Genomic DNA, 16,303 nt, shown 5'->3' on the forward strand with positions numbered 1-16,303 from the left:
CGTCAGCCAGCGAACAACGCAGCCGGCACGCCGGGGCTGCCGATGCGCACGGCGAACAGGCCACCGGCCAGCGGTTCGCTCTTCAACTGTTCTTCGGTGCGGCCGTTGCGCGCGGTCGTGATGTAGAGCGTCTGCATGTCCGCGCCGCCGAAGGCGCAGTCGGTGACGTTGCTTGCAGGCAGCGCGATGCGCGCGAGTTCCGCCGCGGTCACTGGGTCGTGGCAGGTGACGCAGGCGCCGTCCCAGTGCGCGATCCACAGGCGCCCGGCCGCGTCGGTGGTCATGCCGTCGGGAAGGCCATCGGGCTTGGGGAAGCGATGCCACACGCGGCGGTTCGACACGGTGCCGGCTTCCATGTCGAAGTCGTAGGCGTAGAGGTTGTTGAGCACCGTGTTGTTGAAGTACATGGTGCGTCCGTCGGCCGACCACGTCGGGCCGTTGGTCACCTCGAAGCCGTCGTCGTGCTTGGTGCAGCGGCCGTCGGCGTCGTAGCGGTAGAGCGCGCCGGTGGGTGCCTTGCAGTCGAAGTCCATGCTGCCGCCCCAGAAGCGGCCGCGGCTGTCGCACTTGCCGTCGTTGAAGCGGTTGTTGGTGCGCTCGGGTTCGGGCTGGTGCAGGTAGCGCGGCTGGGCGCCGGCGCCCGGCAACTGCGTCGTGTCGAAGAGCGCGAAGCCGCGGCGCAGCGTGAGGATGAGGCCCGGCGCGTTCGCGCGCTCCGAGATCGCGGTGATCTCTTCGTCGAACAGCCAGGCGCGCCGCGCGCCGTCCGACGGGCGGAACCAGAACAGGCGCGGCGTGAGGATGTCGATCCAGTAGAGCGCCTGCTCGCGCTGCGACCAGAGCGTGCCCTCGCCGAGGTTCGCTTCGGCGGGCCAGATGCATTCGGGGGAGCCCTCGATCGAGGGTGCGGTGTAGCTCGTCATTGTTTTCCTTGTCATGTCTCCTTGACGCGGCGGATCGTATCAAGGCATATTGATAATTGAAATCAAACAATATGGAATAGATCGATATGCATTTTGCAATATCACTTTTCCATCTCACTGGAGACCTTTCTTGAATTCGCCCCAACTCTCGATCCATCCGAGCCTGAAAGGCCGCACCGTGTTCGTCACCGGCGGCGGCAGCGGCATCGGCGCGGCCATCGTCGCGGCTTTCGCTGCGCAGGGCGCGCGGGTGGCCTTTGTCGACATCGCCGAAGGCGCGAGCGCCGCCCTCGCGCAGCAGATCGTCGCAGCCGGCGATGACGCGCCGTGGTGGCGCGCCTGCGACGTGCGCGACATCGGCGCGCTGCAAGCTGCCATCGCCGATGCATCGGCCTCGCTCGGTGACTTCGCGGTGCTGGTCAACAACGTGGCGAGCGACGACCGCCACACGCTCGAATCGGTCACGCCCGCGTACTACGACAACCGCATGGCGATCAACGAGCGGCCCGCGCTGTTCGCGATCCAGTCGGTGGTGCCGGGCATGAAGCGGCTGGGCTTTGGCTCGGTGGTCAACCTCGGCTCCACGGGCTGGCAGACCAAGGGCTCGGGCTATCCCTGCTATGCGATCGCGAAGTCGTCGGTGAACGGTCTCACGCGCGGGCTTGCGGTGGACCTGGGCAAGGACCGCATCCGCATCAACACCGTGTCGCCGGGTTGGGTGATGACGGAGCGGCAGGTGAAGCTGTGGCTCGATGAAGAGGGCGAGAAGGCGCTCAAGCGCAACCAGTGCCTGCCCGACAAGCTGATGCCGGAAGACATCGCGCGTATGGTGCTGTTCCTCGCATCGGACGACGCGAAGATGTGCACGGCGCAGGAGTTCACGGTGGACGCGGGCTGGACCTGATCAGTCCATCTCCAGTTTGCGTCCGTAGACGCTCATGCTGGCCGTCTTGAGAGCCTTCATCATCACCCGCGCCGCAGGCGACAGCAGCCGGTCGGTGCGCGTGATGATGCCGAACTGGTCCATGTGGCAGGGCATGTCGAGCGGCAGCATCGACACGATGCCGTGCGACGCGTAGTAGCGCGCCACGTCGGTCGCGAGCACGGCCACCATGTCGCTCTGCTGCAGCATCCGCGTGATGAAGAGCAGGGCCGAGCTCTCGATGGTGTTGGTCGGCGGCGCGAGGCCGTCCTCCTGGAACATCAGCTCGAAGCGGTGGCGCAGCACGCTGCCCGCGGGCGGCACGATCCAGCCGGCGCCGACCACGTCGCGCAGCGTGAGGCCGCTCTCGCCGAGCATCGGATGGCCCGGCCGCACCATCGCGCACACCGGCTCCTCGCTCAGGGCTTCGTAGCGCAGCTGCGACTTGTCGTGCTCGGCGAAGAGCCGGGCCACGAGGATGTCGAGCTTGCCCTGCTCGAGCCGCTCGATCAGCACCGGGCTGGTTTCGATTTCCAGCGACACGCGCAGATCGGGCTGCTCGCGCTTGACCATCGCGACGGCCGGCGGCAGCAGCGCCAGCCCCGGCGCGGTGATGGCGCCCACGCTCACCTGCCCGAAGCGCCCGGCCTTGAGCGCGGTGAGTTCGTCGTGTGCCTGGTTCAGGCTCGCGAGCGCGACGCGGGCGTGGCGAATCATGGTTTCGCCATACCAGGTGGGCCGCATGCCGCGCGGCAGGCGGTCGAAGAGCGGCACCTCCAGCACGTCTTCCAGGTCTTTCAGCAATTTCGACGCGGCGGGCTGCGTCATGTTGAGCACCTGCGCCGCGCGGTGGATGTTGCCTTCCTCGGCCAGCGCGACCAGCAAGAGCAGCTGCCGTGTCTTGAGGCGAGCGCGAATAAACCAGTGGTTGTAGTTGGTCATGGTTCGTGGGAACTGAGAGCCTGTTCATGGTCTTTTTGGGGCCACGCAGGTGCCTATGGGGGCGGGCTGCAAGGCGCGGTGCGCGGCCAATAGCATGGCTATTGGCAAGCAGCGCAACGCCGCAGCCCGCCCCCATAGGCACCTGCCCTTCGGGTTGGGGTGAAATCGGGCGATTTGGCGCCCCAATCTCTTGCATGGGCATGAGCCCATGCGGCGAGCTCGGCGCACCAACTCATCCCGATTGCACCCCAACGTGGCCCCAAAAAGACCATGAACAGGCTCGAGGCTGCGCGGGTTTTCCAGAATCCGGCGATCGATATGCATTTTGTCTAAAAAACGATTGGATCGATATCAATTCTGTTCCTAGACTCTCGCCAGTTCAAACAATGAGACAAGGTCGGCGCCTTCGTGATCCACGGCGAGATCCACCAGAACGTGCGGCAGTACATCAACGGCCGCTGGGAAACCAGCGCGACCACCGGTGTGAGCGCCAATCCGTCGGACACCAGCGAGGTGGTCGCCGAGTACGCACGCGCCGACCGCCGCCAGGCCGAAGCCGCCATCCGCGCGGCCACCGAGGCCTTTCCGCACTGGAGCCACAGCACCCCGCAGCGCCGCGCCGACGTGCTCGACCGCATCGGCGCCGAGCTGATCGCACGCAAGGACGAGCTGGGCCTGTTGCTGGCGCGCGAGGAAGGCAAGACCTTGCCCGAGGCCGTGGCCGAGACGGCGCGCGCGGGGCAGGTCTTCAAGTTCTTCGCGGGTGAGGCGCTGCGCGGTGGCGCGGGTGCGGGGGGCGGCGAGAACCTCGCCTCGGTGCGCGCCGGCGTGCAGGTCGACGTGACGCGCGAGCCGGTCGGCGTGGTCGGGCTCATCACGCCGTGGAACGCACCCTTCGTGATTCCCGCCTGGAAGATCGCGCCCGCGCTGGCCCATGGCAACAGCGTGGTGTTCAAGCCGGCCGAACTGGTGCCGGCCTGCGGCGGGGCGCTGGCCGAGATCATCAGCCGTGCGGGCCTGCCGGCGGGCGCCTTCAACCTCGTGATGGGCAGCGGCCGCGAGGTGGGCCAAGCACTGGTCGACAGCGCGCTGGTCGATGCGCTGAGCTTCACCGGCTCCACCGCCAACGGCGAGCGCGTGTTGCAGGCAGCTGCCACGCGCCGCGCCAAGGTGCAGCTGGAGACCGGCGGCAAGAACGCGCTCGTGGTGCTGGCCGATGCCGACCTGGACCGCGCGGTCGATTGCGCGGTGCAGGGCGCCTACTTCTCCGCGGGCCAGCGCTGCACGGCATCGAGCCGGCTCATCGTCGAGGCGGCGGTGCACGACGCCTTCGTGGCGAAGCTGCGCCAGCGCCTGAAGACACTGAAGATCGGCCACGCGCTGGAGCGCGGCATCGACATCGGCCCGGTGGCCAACGAAGAGCGTCTGGCGATGAACCTCGCCTGGGTCGAGATCGCGCGCGAAGAAGGGGCGGAGCATGTGTGGGGCGGCGAGGCGCTGGAGCGTTCGACGCCTGGCCACTACATGAGCCCCGCGCTGTTCCTCGCGAAGCCGTCGCACCGCATCGCGCGCGAGGAAATCTTCGGGCCGCTCGCCTCTGTGCTGCGCGCCGACGACTACGACGAGGCGCTGGCGCTGTGCAATGACACGCCCTTCGGCCTGTGCGCGGGCATCTGCACCAACTCGCTGAAACACGCGATGCATTTCAGGCGCCATGCCGTGGTCGGCATGACGATGGTCAATCTGCCGACCGCGGGGGTGGACTTCCACGTGCCCTTCGGCGGCCGCAAGGGGTCGGGCTACGGGCCGCGCGAACAAGGGCGCCACGCCGCGGAGTTCTACACGACGGTCAAGACCGGCTACATGCTGGCCTGACCCGGGCATCCATCACCCATCGCAAGCAAGAAAGAAGGAGACATCCCATGACCATGAATCGCCGCACCCTCAACATCGCGCTCGCCGCAGCGTCCCTGGGCAGCCTGCTGCCCGCCTCCGCCTTCGCGCAGAAGAAACTCGTGCTCGGCTTCGCGCAAGTCGGCGCCGAGAGCGAATGGCGCACCGCCAACACCGAGTCGATCAAGTCCTCGGCCAAGGAGGCGGGCATCGAGCTCAAGTTCTCCGATGCGCAGCAGAAGCAGGAAAACCAGATCAAGGCGATCCGCTCGTACATCGCGCAGAAGGTCGACGTGATCGCGTTCTCGCCCGTGGTCGAGTCGGGCTGGGAAACCGTGCTGCGCGAAGCCAAGGCCGCCAAGATCCCGGTGGTGCTGACCGACCGCTCCGTCAACACCAAGGACGAAACGCTCTACGTGACCTTCATGGGCTCCGACTTCACCGAGGAAGGCCGCAAGGCCGGCCGCTGGCTCGCCGAGAAGATGAAGGACCAGAAGGGCGAGGTGAACATCGTCGAGCTGCAGGGCACCGTGGGCTCGGCGCCGGCCATCGACCGCAAGAAGGGCTTCGAGGAAATCATCAAGGCCGACCCGAAGTTCAAGATCATCCGCTCGCAGACCGGCGACTTCACCCGCGCCAAGGGCAAGGAGGTGATGGAGGCCTTCCTCAAGGCCGAGGGCAAGAAGATCAACGTGCTCTACGCGCACAACGACGACATGGCCATCGGCGCGATCCAGGCCATCGAAGAGGCGGGCCTGAAGCCCGCGAAGGACATCATCATCATCTCCATCGACGGGGTGAAGGGCGCCTTCGAAGCCATGATCGCCGGCAAGCTCAACGTGTCGGTGGAGTGCAGCCCGCTGCTCGGGCCGCAACTGATGAGCGCTGTGAAAGACATCAAGGCCGGCAAGGCGCTGCCCAAGCGCATCGTCACCGAAGAAGGCATCTTCCCGATGGAAGTGGCCGCAAAAGAATTCCCGAACCGCAAGTACTAAGAAGAGCACCCCATGAAACGCAACTTCCTCAAGGCCTCGCTCGCGGGCCTCGCCTTCGCCGTCGTCGGCTTCACGCCCCTTGCCAACGCGCAGGACAAGGGCCTGATCGCCATCTCGATGCCCACCAAGTCGTCGGCCCGCTGGATCGCCGATGGCGCGAACATGGCCAAGTACTTCAAGGACAAGGGCTACAAGACCGACCTGCAGTACGCGGACGACGACATTCCGAACCAGCTCGCGCAGATCGAGAACATGGTGACCAAGGGCTCGAAGGTGCTGGTGATCGCGGCCATCGACGGCACCACGCTCTCCGACGTGCTGCAGAAGGCTGCTGACAAGGGCGTGAAGGTCATCGCGTACGACCGGCTCATCAAGGGCTCGAAGAACGTCGACTACTACGCGACCTTCGACAACTTCCAGGTCGGCGTGCTGCAGGCGCAGTCGATCGAAACGGCGTTGGGCCTCAAGAGCGGCAAAGGCCCGTTCAACATCGAACTGTTCGGCGGCTCGCCCGACGACAACAACGCCTTCTTCTTCTACAACGGCGCGATGTCGGTGCTGAAGCCCTACATCGACAGCGGCAAGCTGGTGGTGCGCAGCAAGCAGATGGGCATGGACAAGGTCGGCACGCTGCGCTGGGACGGCGCGGTGGCGCAGGCGCGCATGGACAACCTGCTGTCGGCCTACTACACGAAGGACCGTGTCGATGCGGTGCTGTCGCCGTACGACGGTCTTTCCATCGGCATTCTCTCGTCGCTCAAGGGCGTGGGCTACGGCTCGGGCACGCAGGCGATGCCCATCGTCTCGGGCCAGGACGCCGAGGTGCCGTCGGTCAAGTCGATCCTGCGCAAGGAACAGACCTCCACCGTGTTCAAGGACACGCGCGAGCTGGCCAAGGTGACGGTCGCGATGGTCGACGCCATGCTCTCGGGCAAGACGCCCGAGGTGAACGACACCAAGACCTACAACAACGGCATCAAGGTCGTGCCCTCGTACCTGCTCAAGCCGGTGAGCGTGGACGCCTCGAACTGGAAGCAGGTGCTGGTGGACAGCGGCTACTACAAGGAAAGCCAGGTCAAGTGAGCGACAAGGGCAAAGAGGACGGACGCACGATCCTCGAGATGCGCGGGATCACCAAGACGTTCCCGGGGGTGAAGGCCCTCAGCAACGTCAACCTCGCCGTGCGCGCGGGGGAGATCCACGCGGTGGTCGGCGAGAACGGCGCGGGCAAGTCGACGCTCATGAAGGTGCTGAGCGGCGTCTACCCGTGCGACTCGTACACCGGGGAGATCCATTTCGAGGGCGAGCTGCGCCGCTTCAAGGGCATCGCCGACAGCGAGAAGCTGGGCATCATCATCATCCACCAGGAGCTCGCATTGGTGCCGTTGCTCTCGATTGCCGAGAACCTGTTTCTCGGCAACGAGATCGCCACCGGCGGCGTGATCGACTGGTTCGCCGCCTATGCGAAGACGCGCGAGCTGCTTGCCAAGGTGGGCCTGAAGGAACTGCCCACGACGCTCGTGACCGACCTGGGCGTCGGCAAGCAGCAGTTGGTGGAAATCGCCAAGGCGCTGGCGAAAGAGGTGAAGCTGCTGATCCTCGACGAGCCCACTGCGAGCCTGAACGAGAACGACAGCGACGCGCTCCTCGCGCTGCTGCTCGAATTGAAACGCCAGGGCATCGCATCGATCCTCATCTCGCACAAGCTCAACGAGATCGCCAAGGTGGCCGACTCGATCACCGTGCTGCGCGATGGCGCCACGGTCGAGACCATGGACTGCGCGCGGCAGGCGATCAGCGAGGACCGCATCATCCGCGGCATGGTCGGGCGCGACATGGAGCACCGCTACCCGCAGCGCTCGCCGAAGATCGGCGAGACGGTGCTGGAGGTGCGCGACTGGCGCGTGCACCACGCGCTGCACGCCGACCGCGAGCAGATCAAGGGCGTGAACCTGCATGTGCGCCAGGGCGAGATCGTCGGCATCGCGGGCCTCATGGGCGCGGGCCGCACCGAGCTCGCGATGAGCGTGTTCGGCAAGTCGTATGGCCAGCGCATCAGCGGTTCGGTGCTCATGCACGGAAAACTGGTGGACGTGAGTACCGTGCGCAAGGCCATCGACCACGGCATCGCCTACGTCACCGAAGACCGCAAGGGCCTCGGGCTGGTGCTGGAGGAAGGCATCCGCAAGAACATCAGCCTCGCGAACCTCGATGCGATTTCCGAACGCGCGGTGATCGACGACGGGCGCGAGTTCAAGGTGGCGAACGACTACCGCAAGGCACTGAACATCCGCTGCTCGGGCGTCGAGCAGTTGGTGGTCAATTTGTCGGGCGGCAACCAGCAGAAGGTGGTGCTGAGCAAGTGGCTCTTCACCAAGCCCGAACTGCTGATATTGGACGAACCCACGCGCGGCATCGACGTGGGCGCCAAGTACGAGATCTACACCATCATCGACCAGCTCGCGAGCGAGGGCAAAGGCATTCTCATGATTTCTTCCGAACTGCCCGAGCTGCTCGGCATGTGCGACCGCATCTACGTGATGAACGAGGGGCGCTTCGTGGCCGAGTTCACCGCGGCCGAGGCTTCGCAGGAGCGCATCATGCATGCCATCGTGAGCGCAGGGAGCACGGTCCATGTCGCAGCCTGAAGCCAACGCGGTGCAGGGCGCCGCACCCGCTGCCACCCCGAAGCTGCATGTCGGCTTCCTGAAGAACAACCTGCGCGAATACGGCATGCTGATCTCGCTGGTCGCGATCATGGTGCTGTTCCAGGTGCTGACCGATGGCACGCTGCTGCGGCCGCTCAACCTCACCAACCTGCTGCTGCAGAACAGCTACGTGGTCATCATGGCGCTGGGCATGCTGCTGGTGATCGTGGCGGGGCACATCGACCTGTCGGTGGGTTCGGTGTGCGGCTTCATCGGCGCGCTCGCGGCGGTGCTGATGGTGGAATATGAATGGCACTTCATACCGACCGCGATCATCAGCATCGCGGCCGGCGCAGTCATTGGCGCCGCGCAGGGCTGGTTCGTCGCGTTCCGCAAGATCCCGTCGTTCATCGTCACGCTCGCGGGCATGCTGGTGTTCAAGGGGCTCACGCTGGCGCTGCTGGCGGGGCAGTCGGTGGGGCCGTTTCCGGTCGAGTTCCAGCGGCTCAGCTCAGGCTTCATTCCCGATCCGCTGGGTGGCGACACCTTGCGCACCACCTCGCTGATCGTGGGCGTGCTGGCCGCTGCGGCGCTGGTGTTCTTCAAGCTGCGCGGACGCGCCAAGCTCAAGGCGCATGGCATGGAGCAGGAGCCCTATGCCTTCTTCCTCGTGAAGAACCTGTTCTTCGCGGCGATCATTCTTTTCTTCAGCTACCTGCTCTCCACCTACAAGGGCCTGCCCAATGTGCTGGTGGTGATGGCGGTGCTGATCGTGGTGTACGACTTCGTCACCAACCGCACGACCATCGGCCGGCGCATCTACGCGCTCGGCGGCAATGAGAAGGCCGCGCGGCTGTCGGGCGTGAAGACGCAGCGCCTGGCGTTCCTCACCTTCGTGAACATGGGTGCGCTCGCGGCGCTCGCGGGCCTCGTGTTCGCGGCGCGGCTCAACACGGCCACGCCCAAGGCGGGCCTCGGATTCGAGCTCGACGTGATCGCGGCCTGCTTCATCGGCGGCGCCTCGGCTTCGGGCGGCGTGGGGCGGGTGATGGGCGCGGTGATCGGCGCCTTCATCATGGGCGTGATGAACAACGGCATGTCGATCCTGGGGATCGGCATCGACTACCAGCAGGTCATCAAGGGGCTGGTGCTGCTGGCGGCGGTGTTCATCGACGTCTACAACAAGAACAAGTAGACATGGCCGACTCCAGCGCCGCACCCGTGCTCGAACTGCGGGGCATCCACAAGCAGTTCGGCGGCATCTCCGTGCTGAACGACGTGCAGCTCAAGCTCTACCCGGGCGAGGTGCATGCGCTGATGGGGCAGAACGGCGCGGGCAAGTCGACGCTCATCAAGGTGCTCACCGGCGTGTTGCCCTCGAGCGGTGGCGAGATGTTCCTGGGTGGTGAGGCCATCCGGCCCGGCTCGCCGCTGGAGGCGCAGAAGCTGGGCATCAGCACGGTCTACCAGGAGGTGAACCTGTGCCCGAACCTCTCGGTGGCGGAGAACGTGTTTGCGGGGCGCTATCCGCGCTGCAGCGCGATGCAGGGTTTTCGCATCGACTGGGCGGCGGTGAATCACCGGGCAGAAGAGCTGCTGGCGCGCATCGGGCTCGATATCGACGTGACGCGCTTGCTGTCGAGCTATTCGGTCGCGGTGCAGCAGATGGTGGCGATTGCGCGCGCGCTCGGCGTGTCGTCGAAGGTGCTGATCCTCGATGAGCCGACATCGAGCCTGGATGACGACGAGGTCGAGAAGCTGTTCGAGGTGCTGCGGCGGCTGCGCGGCGAAGGGCTCGCGATCGTGTTCGTGACGCACTTTCTGAACCAGATGTACGCGGTGTCGGACCGCATCACGGTGCTGCGCAATGGCAACTGGGTGGGCGAGTGGCGCGCTGCGGATCTCGGGCCGCAAGCGCTGATTGCGGCGATGCTGGGGCGCGAGTTGGCGGCGCAATCTGCGCGACCTGCCGCACTGCCGGCATTCGATGAAGCGGCGCCCGCCTTGCTGCAAACCGAAGGGCTGGGTCAAGCGGGACAGTTGCAGGCGACCGATCTGCGCGTGCGTGCCGGCGAGGTCGTCGGCATCGCCGGGCTGCTGGGCGCGGGTCGCACCGAACTCGCACGCCTGCTGTTCGGGCTCGAATCGCCCGACCGTGGTGTGTTGAAGATCGATGGTCGCTACGTCAGTTTCTCGAATCCGGCCGATGCGATCCGAGAAGGGATCGCGCTGTGCCCCGAAGAGCGAAAGACCGACGGAATCGTGGCCGAGTTGTCAGTGCGCGAGAACATCGCGCTGGCATTGCAGGCGCGCCTCGGCACGCGGAAGTTTCTTTCGCATGCGGAGCAGACCGCCATGGCCGAGCGCTTCGTCGCCTCGCTGGGCATCAAGACAGCGAGCGTCGAGACCCCCATCGGCCTGCTCTCGGGTGGCAACCAGCAGAAAGCCATGATCGCGCGCTGGCTCGCGACCGAGCCGCGCCTGTTGATCCTCGACGAGCCCACGCGCGGCATCGACGTGGCGGCCAAGCAGGAAATCATGGAAGAGATCCTGCGGCTCGCCCGTGCGGGCATGGCGGTGATCTTCATCTCGTCGGAGATGAGCGAGGTGGTGCGCGTGGGGCATCGCATCGTGGTGCTGCGGGACCGGCAGAAGGTGGGCGAGCTGCCGGGGGGCTCCACCGAGGACGAGGTCTACGAAATGATTGCCGCGACATGAGCTACGCACTCCTCTGGCCCTTCTCCCTCCCCCGCTGGGGGAGGGCCGGGGTGGGGGCAAGCGGCCTTCACCGCTGCACAGCGTTCGAGGCCGCCTGCCCCCATCCCAACCTTCCCCCAAAGGGGGAAGGAGCAAGGCAGACCAGATGAACCGCCTCTCGTCCCTCATGAGCCATCGCCTCGCCTGGCCCATCGTCACATTGCTGCTCCTGCTCTCAATCAACACCGCCTTCAACGCCAGCTTCCTGCACCTCGAATGGCGCGAAGGCCATCTCTACGGCAGCCTGATCGACATCCTCAACCGCGCGGCGCCGCTCGTGCTGGTCTCGCTCGGCATGACGCTCGTGATCGCCACGCGCGGCATCGACATCTCGGTCGGCGCGGTGGTCGCCATTGCGGCATCGGTCGCGGCCTGGATGATTGGCGGTTCGGTGACCAGCGACGTAAGCCGCTTCCCGATGCCCCTCGCGATCCTCGCGGCCATCGGTGTCGCATTGCTGTGCGGCCTGTGGAACGGGCTGCTGGTCGCGAAGGTCGGCATGCAGCCGATCATCGCGACGCTGATCCTCATGGTGGCAGGGCGCGGCATCGCACAGCTCATTTCGGACGGGCAGATCATCACGATCTACTACAAGCCCTTCTTCTTCCTCGGCAGCGGCTACCTGCTGGGCCTGCCGTTCTCGCTGTTCATCGTGGCGGCGGTGTTCGTGCTGCTGTACCTCGCGATCACGCGCACGGCGCTGGGGCTCTTCATCCAGGCGGTGGGCATCAACCCGACGGCCGCGCGTGTCGCGGGCATCCAGGCACGGCGGCTCGTCGTCGGCGCGTACGCGTTCTGCGGCGTGTGCGCGGGCGTGGCAGGTTTGCTGATCAGCTCTAACGTCAAGAGCGCGGACGGCAACAACGCGGGCCAATTGCTGGAGCTCGATGCGATCCTCGCGGTCACGCTCGGTGGCACGGCGCTCACGGGCGGGCGCTTCAGCCTCATGGGCAGCGTGATCGGCGCGCTGATCATCCAGACGCTGACCTACGCGATCTATTCGCTGGGCGTGCCGCCCGAGATCAACCTCGTGGTGAAGGCGGTGGTGGTGTTCGTGGTGATGCTGCTGCAGTCGCCGGAGTTCAGGGCGGAGGTGCGGTCGCTGGTGCAGCGGCCGGCGCATGAAGGGGGGCGGGCATGAGTGCGGTGATCGAGACCAGCGCTGCACCCTCACCCCAGCCCTCTCCCGCGCGCGGGAGAGGGGGCAAGACAGGGCTCAATCCGAAATACCTGCCGTTGACGGCGACCATCTCGCTCTTCATGCTGATGGCAACGCTGGGCTCGGTGTTCTACGACGGCTTCTTCTCGGCGCAGGTGTTCCTCAACCTGCTGATCGACAACGCGTTCCTCATCGTCGTCGCGGTCGGCATGACCTTCGTGATTCTCTCGGGCGGCATCGATCTCTCGGTGGGCTCGGTGATCGCGCTCACGACGATGGTGTCGGCCTCGCTGGTCGAAAAGCACGGGTGGAGCCCGGCCATCGTGATTCCGCTGGTGCTGGCGATGGGCACTGCGTTCGGCGCGTTCATGGGCCTGCTCATCGAGCGCTTCCGGCTGCAGCCCTTCATCGTCACGCTCGCGGGCATGTTCCTCGCGCGCGGGCTCTGCTATCTCATCAGCATCGATTCGATCAGCATCACCAACGAGTTCTACTCGGAGGTCTCGCAGATCCGCATTCCGATCTGGGGCGAGGCTTCGGTCTCGATCAGCGCGGTGATCGCCATCGTGGTGCTGTTGGCCGCGGTGTTCATCGCGCACTGCACGCCTTTCGGCCGTGCGGTGTACGCCATCGGCGGCAGCGAGCATTCGGCCATGCTGATGGGCCTGCCGGTGCGCCGCACGCTCGTGGGCGTGTACACGCTCTCGGGTTTCTGCTCGGCGCTGGCGGGCGTGATCTTCACCTTCTACATGCTCTCGGGCTACGGCCTGCATGCGCTCGGGCTGGAGCTCGACGCCATCGCGGCGGTGGTGATCGGCGGCACGCTGCTCACCGGCGGCGTGGGCTATGTGGCGGGCACGCTCTTCGGCGTGCTGATGCTCGGGATCATCCAGACGCTGATTTCCTTCGATGGCACGCTGAGTTCGTGGTGGACGCGCATCGTCGTCGGCGCGCTGCTCTTCGTGTTCTGCCTGCTGCAACGCTTCTTCACCTCGCGTGCGCCCCGTCATTCCCACTGATCGATCTACATCCCCCATGACTCCCAGATACCGCGGCATCTTCCCGGTGGTGCCGACCACCTTCACCGAACAGGGCGCGCTCGACCTCGAAAGCCAGAAGCGCTGCGTCGATTTCATGATCGACGCGGGCTCCGACGGGCTGTGCATCCTTGCGAATTTCTCGGAGCAGTTCGTGCTGTCGGACGAGGAACGCGAGGTGCTCACACGCACGATGCTCGAGCACGTGAAGGGCCGTGTGCCGGTGATCGTGACCACCACGCACTACAGCACCAAGGTGTGCGCCGAGCGCAGCCGCCGCGCACAGGACATGGGCGCGGCGATGCTGATGGTGATGCCGCCGTATCACGGTGCGACCTTCCGCGTGCCCGAGCCGCAGATCTTCGAGTTCTATGCACGGCTCTCCGATGCGGTGAGCATTCCGATCATGATCCAGGATGCGCCCGCGAGCGGCACGGTGCTGTCGGCGCCGTTCCTTGCGCGCATGGCCAAGGAGATCGAACACGTCGCGTACTTCAAGATCGAAACGGCCGGTGCGGCCGCGAAGCTGCGCGAGCTGATCCGTCTGGGCGGCGACGCCATCGAAGGCCCGTGGGACGGCGAGGAAGCCATCACGCTGATGCCCGATCTCGATGCCGGCGCGACCGGCTCGATGACCGGCGGCGGCTATCCCGATGGCATCCGCCCGATCATCGAGGCGCACCGCGCGGGCGACCGCGACAAGGCCTGCGCACTCTACCAGCAGTGGCTGCCGCTCATCAACTACGAGAACCGGCAGGCAGGTCTCCTGGCCTGCAAGTCGCTCATGAAGGAGGGCGGCGTGATCGCTTGCGAGGCACCGCGGCATCCGCTGCCGGCGATGCATCCCGCGACGCGCGCAGGCCTGATCGAGACTGCGAAGCGGCTCGATCCGCTGGTACTGCGCTGGGCGCGATAGCCAGTTCGCTGTCCTCGACGAAGTAGGGCGCGAGGATCTCGGTCAGCCAGTTCATCACCGCAAGCACGCGCGGCGCGAGCTGGCGCCGGTTGACGTACACCAGCGACACCGGCATCGGACGCGCGGTGAACGCCGGCATCACCTGCACGAGCGAGCCGGCCGCAAAGCAGGGCAGCAGGCCGCCGATCGGCGCCTGGATCAGCCCGAGGCCCGCGACCGCCGCGGCGTTGTAGGCGTCGGTGCCGTTCACCGTGACGAGGGAGCGCACCGGCTGCATCCGGTAGCGGCCCTGGGTCGCGTCGAAGTATTCCCAGCCCGCGTCGTTCGGCGAGAGGGTCTGCGCGAAATGCACGATGCGGTGCTGCGCGAGGTCAGCCAGCGTCTGCGGCGTGCCGTGCGCCTGCAGGTAGGCCGGGCTGGCGGCATTGGCCATCCGCATGAAACCGAGCGGCCGCGCGACCAGTTCGGAGTCGCCCAGCACGCCCGCGCGCAGTACGCAGTCGAAGCCCTCGTTCACCAGGTCGACGCGGCGGTCGGTGGTGCTGATGCCGATCTCCAGCGCGGGATGCCGCGCGAGAAATTCGGGCAGGCGCGGAATGACGAGGTCGCGCGCCACGGTGGCCGGCAGGTCGATGCGCAGGCGCCCGGTCAGGCCGCCGGTGTCCGCGCGGAACATGGTGGTGAGCTGCTCGCCTTCGGCGAGATAGTCCTTGCAGCGGTCGAGAAAGCGCTCGCCGTCTTCGGTGAGGCGCACGCTGCGTGTGGTGCGCTGCAGGAGCCGCGTGCCGAGGCGCTCTTCGAGGTGCTGCACGGCGACCGAGACGCGTGCGCGGGTCAGGCCGAGCTGGTCCGCGGCGCGGCTGAAGCTCGCGAGCTCGGCGACCCTCGCGAAGATGCGCAGTTCGTCGGTGTTCATGGCGGCAGATTGTTTCTCTTGTGGATAACAGTGTGCGTAGTTTGGCGGAATTTATCTTTCTGCCGGTAATTTTTAAAGTCCACCCATCGATCCACCGATCAATTACCCAAGGACTTTGAAATGACCGCTTCCACCATCTCCAACCCTTCTCGCATCGCACTCATCACCGGCGGCAGCCGCGGCCTCGGCCGCAGCGCCGCGCTGGCGCTCGCCGCAGACGGCGTCGATGTGATCCTGACCTACGTGTCGAACGAAGCCAGCGCGCAGGCGGTGGTGTCCGATATCGAGGCGAAAGGGCGCCGCGCCGTCGCATTGCAACTCGACGTCGGCGACAGCACAGCCTTTGCCGCGTTTGCGGATTCAGTGAAAGCGGCACTGGCGGCCACCTGGCAGCGAGAGCGCTTCGACTTTCTGGTGAACAACACCGGCGTCGGCCTGCACGTGAACTTCGAGGACATGACCGAAGCGCAGTTCGACACGCTCTACAACATCCACTTCAAGGGCACGTACTTCCTCACGCAGAAGCTGCTGCCGCTCATCAACGACGGCGGGCGCATCGTCAACGTGTCGACGGGGCTCACGCGCTTCGCCATGGAAGGCGCTTCGGCCTATGCCGCGATGAAGGGCGCCGTGGAAGTGCTGACGCGCTACCTCGCCAAGGAACTCGGCAAGCGCGGCATCGCGGCGAACACGATCGCACCGGGTGCGATCGAGACCGACTTCAGCGGGGGCATGGTGCGCGACAACGCACAGGTGAACGCGATGGTCGCGGGCTTCACCGCGCTCGGACGCGCGGGCAAGCCCGACGACATCGGCGGTGCGATCGCGGGCTTGCTGGGGGAGGGGAGTCGCTGGGTGAATGCCCAGCGCATCGAGGTGTCGGGCGGGATGCTCGTCTGAACGGCACCCCGGCGACGGGGGCGTTCAGTCTTTTTCGAGTTCGGAGACCTGCAGCGACAGGTCGAACAGCTTGGACTTGCTGGCGTAGTAGCGGTCGAGCCGCCATTCCTTCAGGATGTTCATGGCGAGCTCGAAGCTCTTGTAGTCGAGGGAGTAGAGCGTGACCAGCTCGAAGCTGTGTTCGGACTCCAGGGCCAACACGAGTTGGGCCAGGATCTTGGCCGATTCGTTGGCCGGGTCCGTTTCTATGAATCGGCGAGCGACCTTGATGGCATTCATGGGAAAGAGTTCCTCG

Annotated in this window: 14 protein-coding genes and 1 pseudogene; 11 read left to right on the forward strand and 4 right to left on the reverse strand. The window is 65.8% G+C overall.

Annotated elements, in window-relative coordinates; translation table 11 throughout:
• Nucleotides 1–2: 2 nt before the first annotated feature.
• Nucleotides 3–923, reverse strand: coding sequence for an SMP-30/gluconolactonase/LRE family protein (locus NU688_RS18885; protein WP_257862325.1), 921 nt, complete (start codon nt 921–923; stop codon nt 3–5).
• 130 nt (nt 924–1,053) lie between these two features.
• Between NU688_RS18885 and NU688_RS18890 the strand changes: the two genes are divergently transcribed.
• Nucleotides 1,054–1,827, forward strand: a complete 774-nt coding sequence (locus tag NU688_RS18890) for an SDR family NAD(P)-dependent oxidoreductase (protein WP_257862326.1) — start codon at nt 1,054–1,056, stop codon at nt 1,825–1,827.
• Here NU688_RS18890 and NU688_RS18895 read toward each other — a convergent pair whose 3' ends face one another.
• The gene (locus NU688_RS18895) at nt 1,828–2,787 is read right to left on the reverse strand and encodes a LysR family transcriptional regulator (RefSeq protein WP_257862327.1); all 960 of its coding nucleotides are present in this window, start codon (nt 2,785–2,787) and stop codon (nt 1,828–1,830) included.
• 408 nt (nt 2,788–3,195) lie between these two features.
• Between NU688_RS18895 and NU688_RS18900 the strand changes: the two genes are divergently transcribed.
• The 9 genes from NU688_RS18900 to NU688_RS18940 all read left to right on the forward strand — a co-directional run bounded on the left by NU688_RS18900 (nt 3,196) and on the right by NU688_RS18940 (nt 14,192).
• On the forward strand, nt 3,196–4,662 hold the full coding sequence (locus NU688_RS18900; RefSeq protein ID WP_257862328.1) for an aldehyde dehydrogenase family protein: 1,467 nt from the start codon (nt 3,196–3,198) through the stop codon (nt 4,660–4,662).
• A gap of 47 nt (nt 4,663–4,709) precedes the next feature.
• Nucleotides 4,710–5,675 (forward strand): ABC transporter substrate-binding protein, encoded by a 966-nt coding sequence (locus tag NU688_RS18905; RefSeq protein WP_257862329.1) that lies wholly within the window; start codon nt 4,710–4,712, stop codon nt 5,673–5,675.
• A gap of 12 nt (nt 5,676–5,687) precedes the next feature.
• Nucleotides 5,688–6,758: a multiple monosaccharide ABC transporter substrate-binding protein gene (gene chvE / locus NU688_RS18910; RefSeq protein ID WP_257862330.1), complete on the forward strand. Its 1,071-nt coding sequence runs from the start codon at nt 5,688–5,690 to the stop codon at nt 6,756–6,758.
• A gap of 38 nt (nt 6,759–6,796) precedes the next feature.
• Entirely contained in the window at nt 6,797–8,323 is a 1,527-nt protein-coding gene (mmsA, locus tag NU688_RS18915) for a multiple monosaccharide ABC transporter ATP-binding protein (RefSeq protein WP_257862420.1), read from the forward strand.
• Nucleotides 8,310–9,518: a multiple monosaccharide ABC transporter permease gene (gene mmsB / locus NU688_RS18920; protein ID WP_257862331.1), complete on the forward strand. Its 1,209-nt coding sequence runs from the start codon at nt 8,310–8,312 to the stop codon at nt 9,516–9,518. The genes mmsA and mmsB overlap by 14 nt, the downstream gene beginning before the upstream one ends.
• Nucleotides 9,519–9,520: 2 nt before the next feature.
• Nucleotides 9,521–11,041: a sugar ABC transporter ATP-binding protein gene (locus NU688_RS18925; RefSeq protein WP_257862332.1), complete on the forward strand. Its 1,521-nt coding sequence runs from the start codon at nt 9,521–9,523 to the stop codon at nt 11,039–11,041.
• Nucleotides 11,042–11,186: 145 nt separating this feature from the next.
• Entirely contained in the window at nt 11,187–12,221 is a 1,035-nt protein-coding gene (locus tag NU688_RS18930; RefSeq protein WP_257862333.1) for an ABC transporter permease, read from the forward strand.
• Complete coding sequence (yjfF, locus tag NU688_RS18935) at nt 12,218–13,258, forward strand: galactofuranose ABC transporter, permease protein YjfF (RefSeq protein ID WP_257862334.1); 1,041 nt, start codon at nt 12,218–12,220, stop codon at nt 13,256–13,258. Before NU688_RS18930 ends, yjfF begins: the two co-directional genes overlap by 4 nt.
• Nucleotides 13,259–13,274: 16 nt before the next feature.
• Nucleotides 13,275–14,192 carry a dihydrodipicolinate synthase family protein gene (locus tag NU688_RS18940; protein ID WP_257862335.1) on the forward strand — a complete coding sequence of 306 codons (918 nt, stop codon included), beginning with the start codon at nt 13,275–13,277 and terminating at the stop codon, nt 14,190–14,192.
• A gap of 46 nt (nt 14,193–14,238) precedes the next feature.
• On the opposite strand, the pseudogene NU688_RS18945 reads toward NU688_RS18940, so the two are convergent.
• Nucleotides 14,239–15,108, reverse strand: a pseudogene (locus NU688_RS18945) (LysR family transcriptional regulator); the annotation flags it as partial.
• A gap of 120 nt (nt 15,109–15,228) precedes the next feature.
• On the opposite strand from NU688_RS18945, the gene NU688_RS18950 reads away from it, so the two are divergent.
• Nucleotides 15,229–16,008: an SDR family NAD(P)-dependent oxidoreductase gene (locus NU688_RS18950; protein WP_257862336.1), complete on the forward strand. Its 780-nt coding sequence runs from the start codon at nt 15,229–15,231 to the stop codon at nt 16,006–16,008.
• A 24-nt stretch (nt 16,009–16,032) separates the two neighbouring features.
• Here the strand turns inward: NU688_RS18950 and NU688_RS18955 are convergent, their stop codons facing one another.
• Nucleotides 16,033–16,287 carry a hypothetical protein gene (locus tag NU688_RS18955; protein WP_257862337.1) on the reverse strand — a complete coding sequence of 85 codons (255 nt, stop codon included), beginning with the start codon at nt 16,285–16,287 and terminating at the stop codon, nt 16,033–16,035.
• Between the last annotated feature and the right edge of the window lie 16 nt (nt 16,288–16,303).

Source organism: Variovorax sp. ZS18.2.2 (assembly GCF_024701975.1).
Lineage (GTDB): Bacteria > Pseudomonadota > Gammaproteobacteria > Burkholderiales > Burkholderiaceae_C > Variovorax.

Coding starts and splice junctions, on each gene's coding strand:
- NU688_RS18895 (WP_257862327.1), bottom strand. CDS start 2,787: ATGACCAACTACAACCACTGGTTTATTCGCGCTCGCCTCAAGACACGG.
- NU688_RS18925 (WP_257862332.1), top strand. CDS start 9,521: ATGGCCGACTCCAGCGCCGCACCCGTGCTCGAACTGCGGGGCATCCAC.
- chvE (WP_257862330.1), top strand. CDS start 5,688: ATGAAACGCAACTTCCTCAAGGCCTCGCTCGCGGGCCTCGCCTTCGCC.
- NU688_RS18955 (WP_257862337.1), bottom strand. CDS start 16,287: ATGAATGCCATCAAGGTCGCTCGCCGATTCATAGAAACGGACCCGGCC.
- NU688_RS18930 (WP_257862333.1), top strand. CDS start 11,187: ATGAACCGCCTCTCGTCCCTCATGAGCCATCGCCTCGCCTGGCCCATC.
- yjfF (WP_257862334.1), top strand. CDS start 12,218: ATGAGTGCGGTGATCGAGACCAGCGCTGCACCCTCACCCCAGCCCTCT.
- NU688_RS18940 (WP_257862335.1), top strand. CDS start 13,275: ATGACTCCCAGATACCGCGGCATCTTCCCGGTGGTGCCGACCACCTTC.
- NU688_RS18905 (WP_257862329.1), top strand. CDS start 4,710: ATGACCATGAATCGCCGCACCCTCAACATCGCGCTCGCCGCAGCGTCC.
- mmsB (WP_257862331.1), top strand. CDS start 8,310: ATGTCGCAGCCTGAAGCCAACGCGGTGCAGGGCGCCGCACCCGCTGCC.
- NU688_RS18950 (WP_257862336.1), top strand. CDS start 15,229: ATGACCGCTTCCACCATCTCCAACCCTTCTCGCATCGCACTCATCACC.
- mmsA (WP_257862420.1), top strand. CDS start 6,797: ATGCGCGGGATCACCAAGACGTTCCCGGGGGTGAAGGCCCTCAGCAAC.
- NU688_RS18885 (WP_257862325.1), bottom strand. CDS start 923: ATGACGAGCTACACCGCACCCTCGATCGAGGGCTCCCCCGAATGCATC.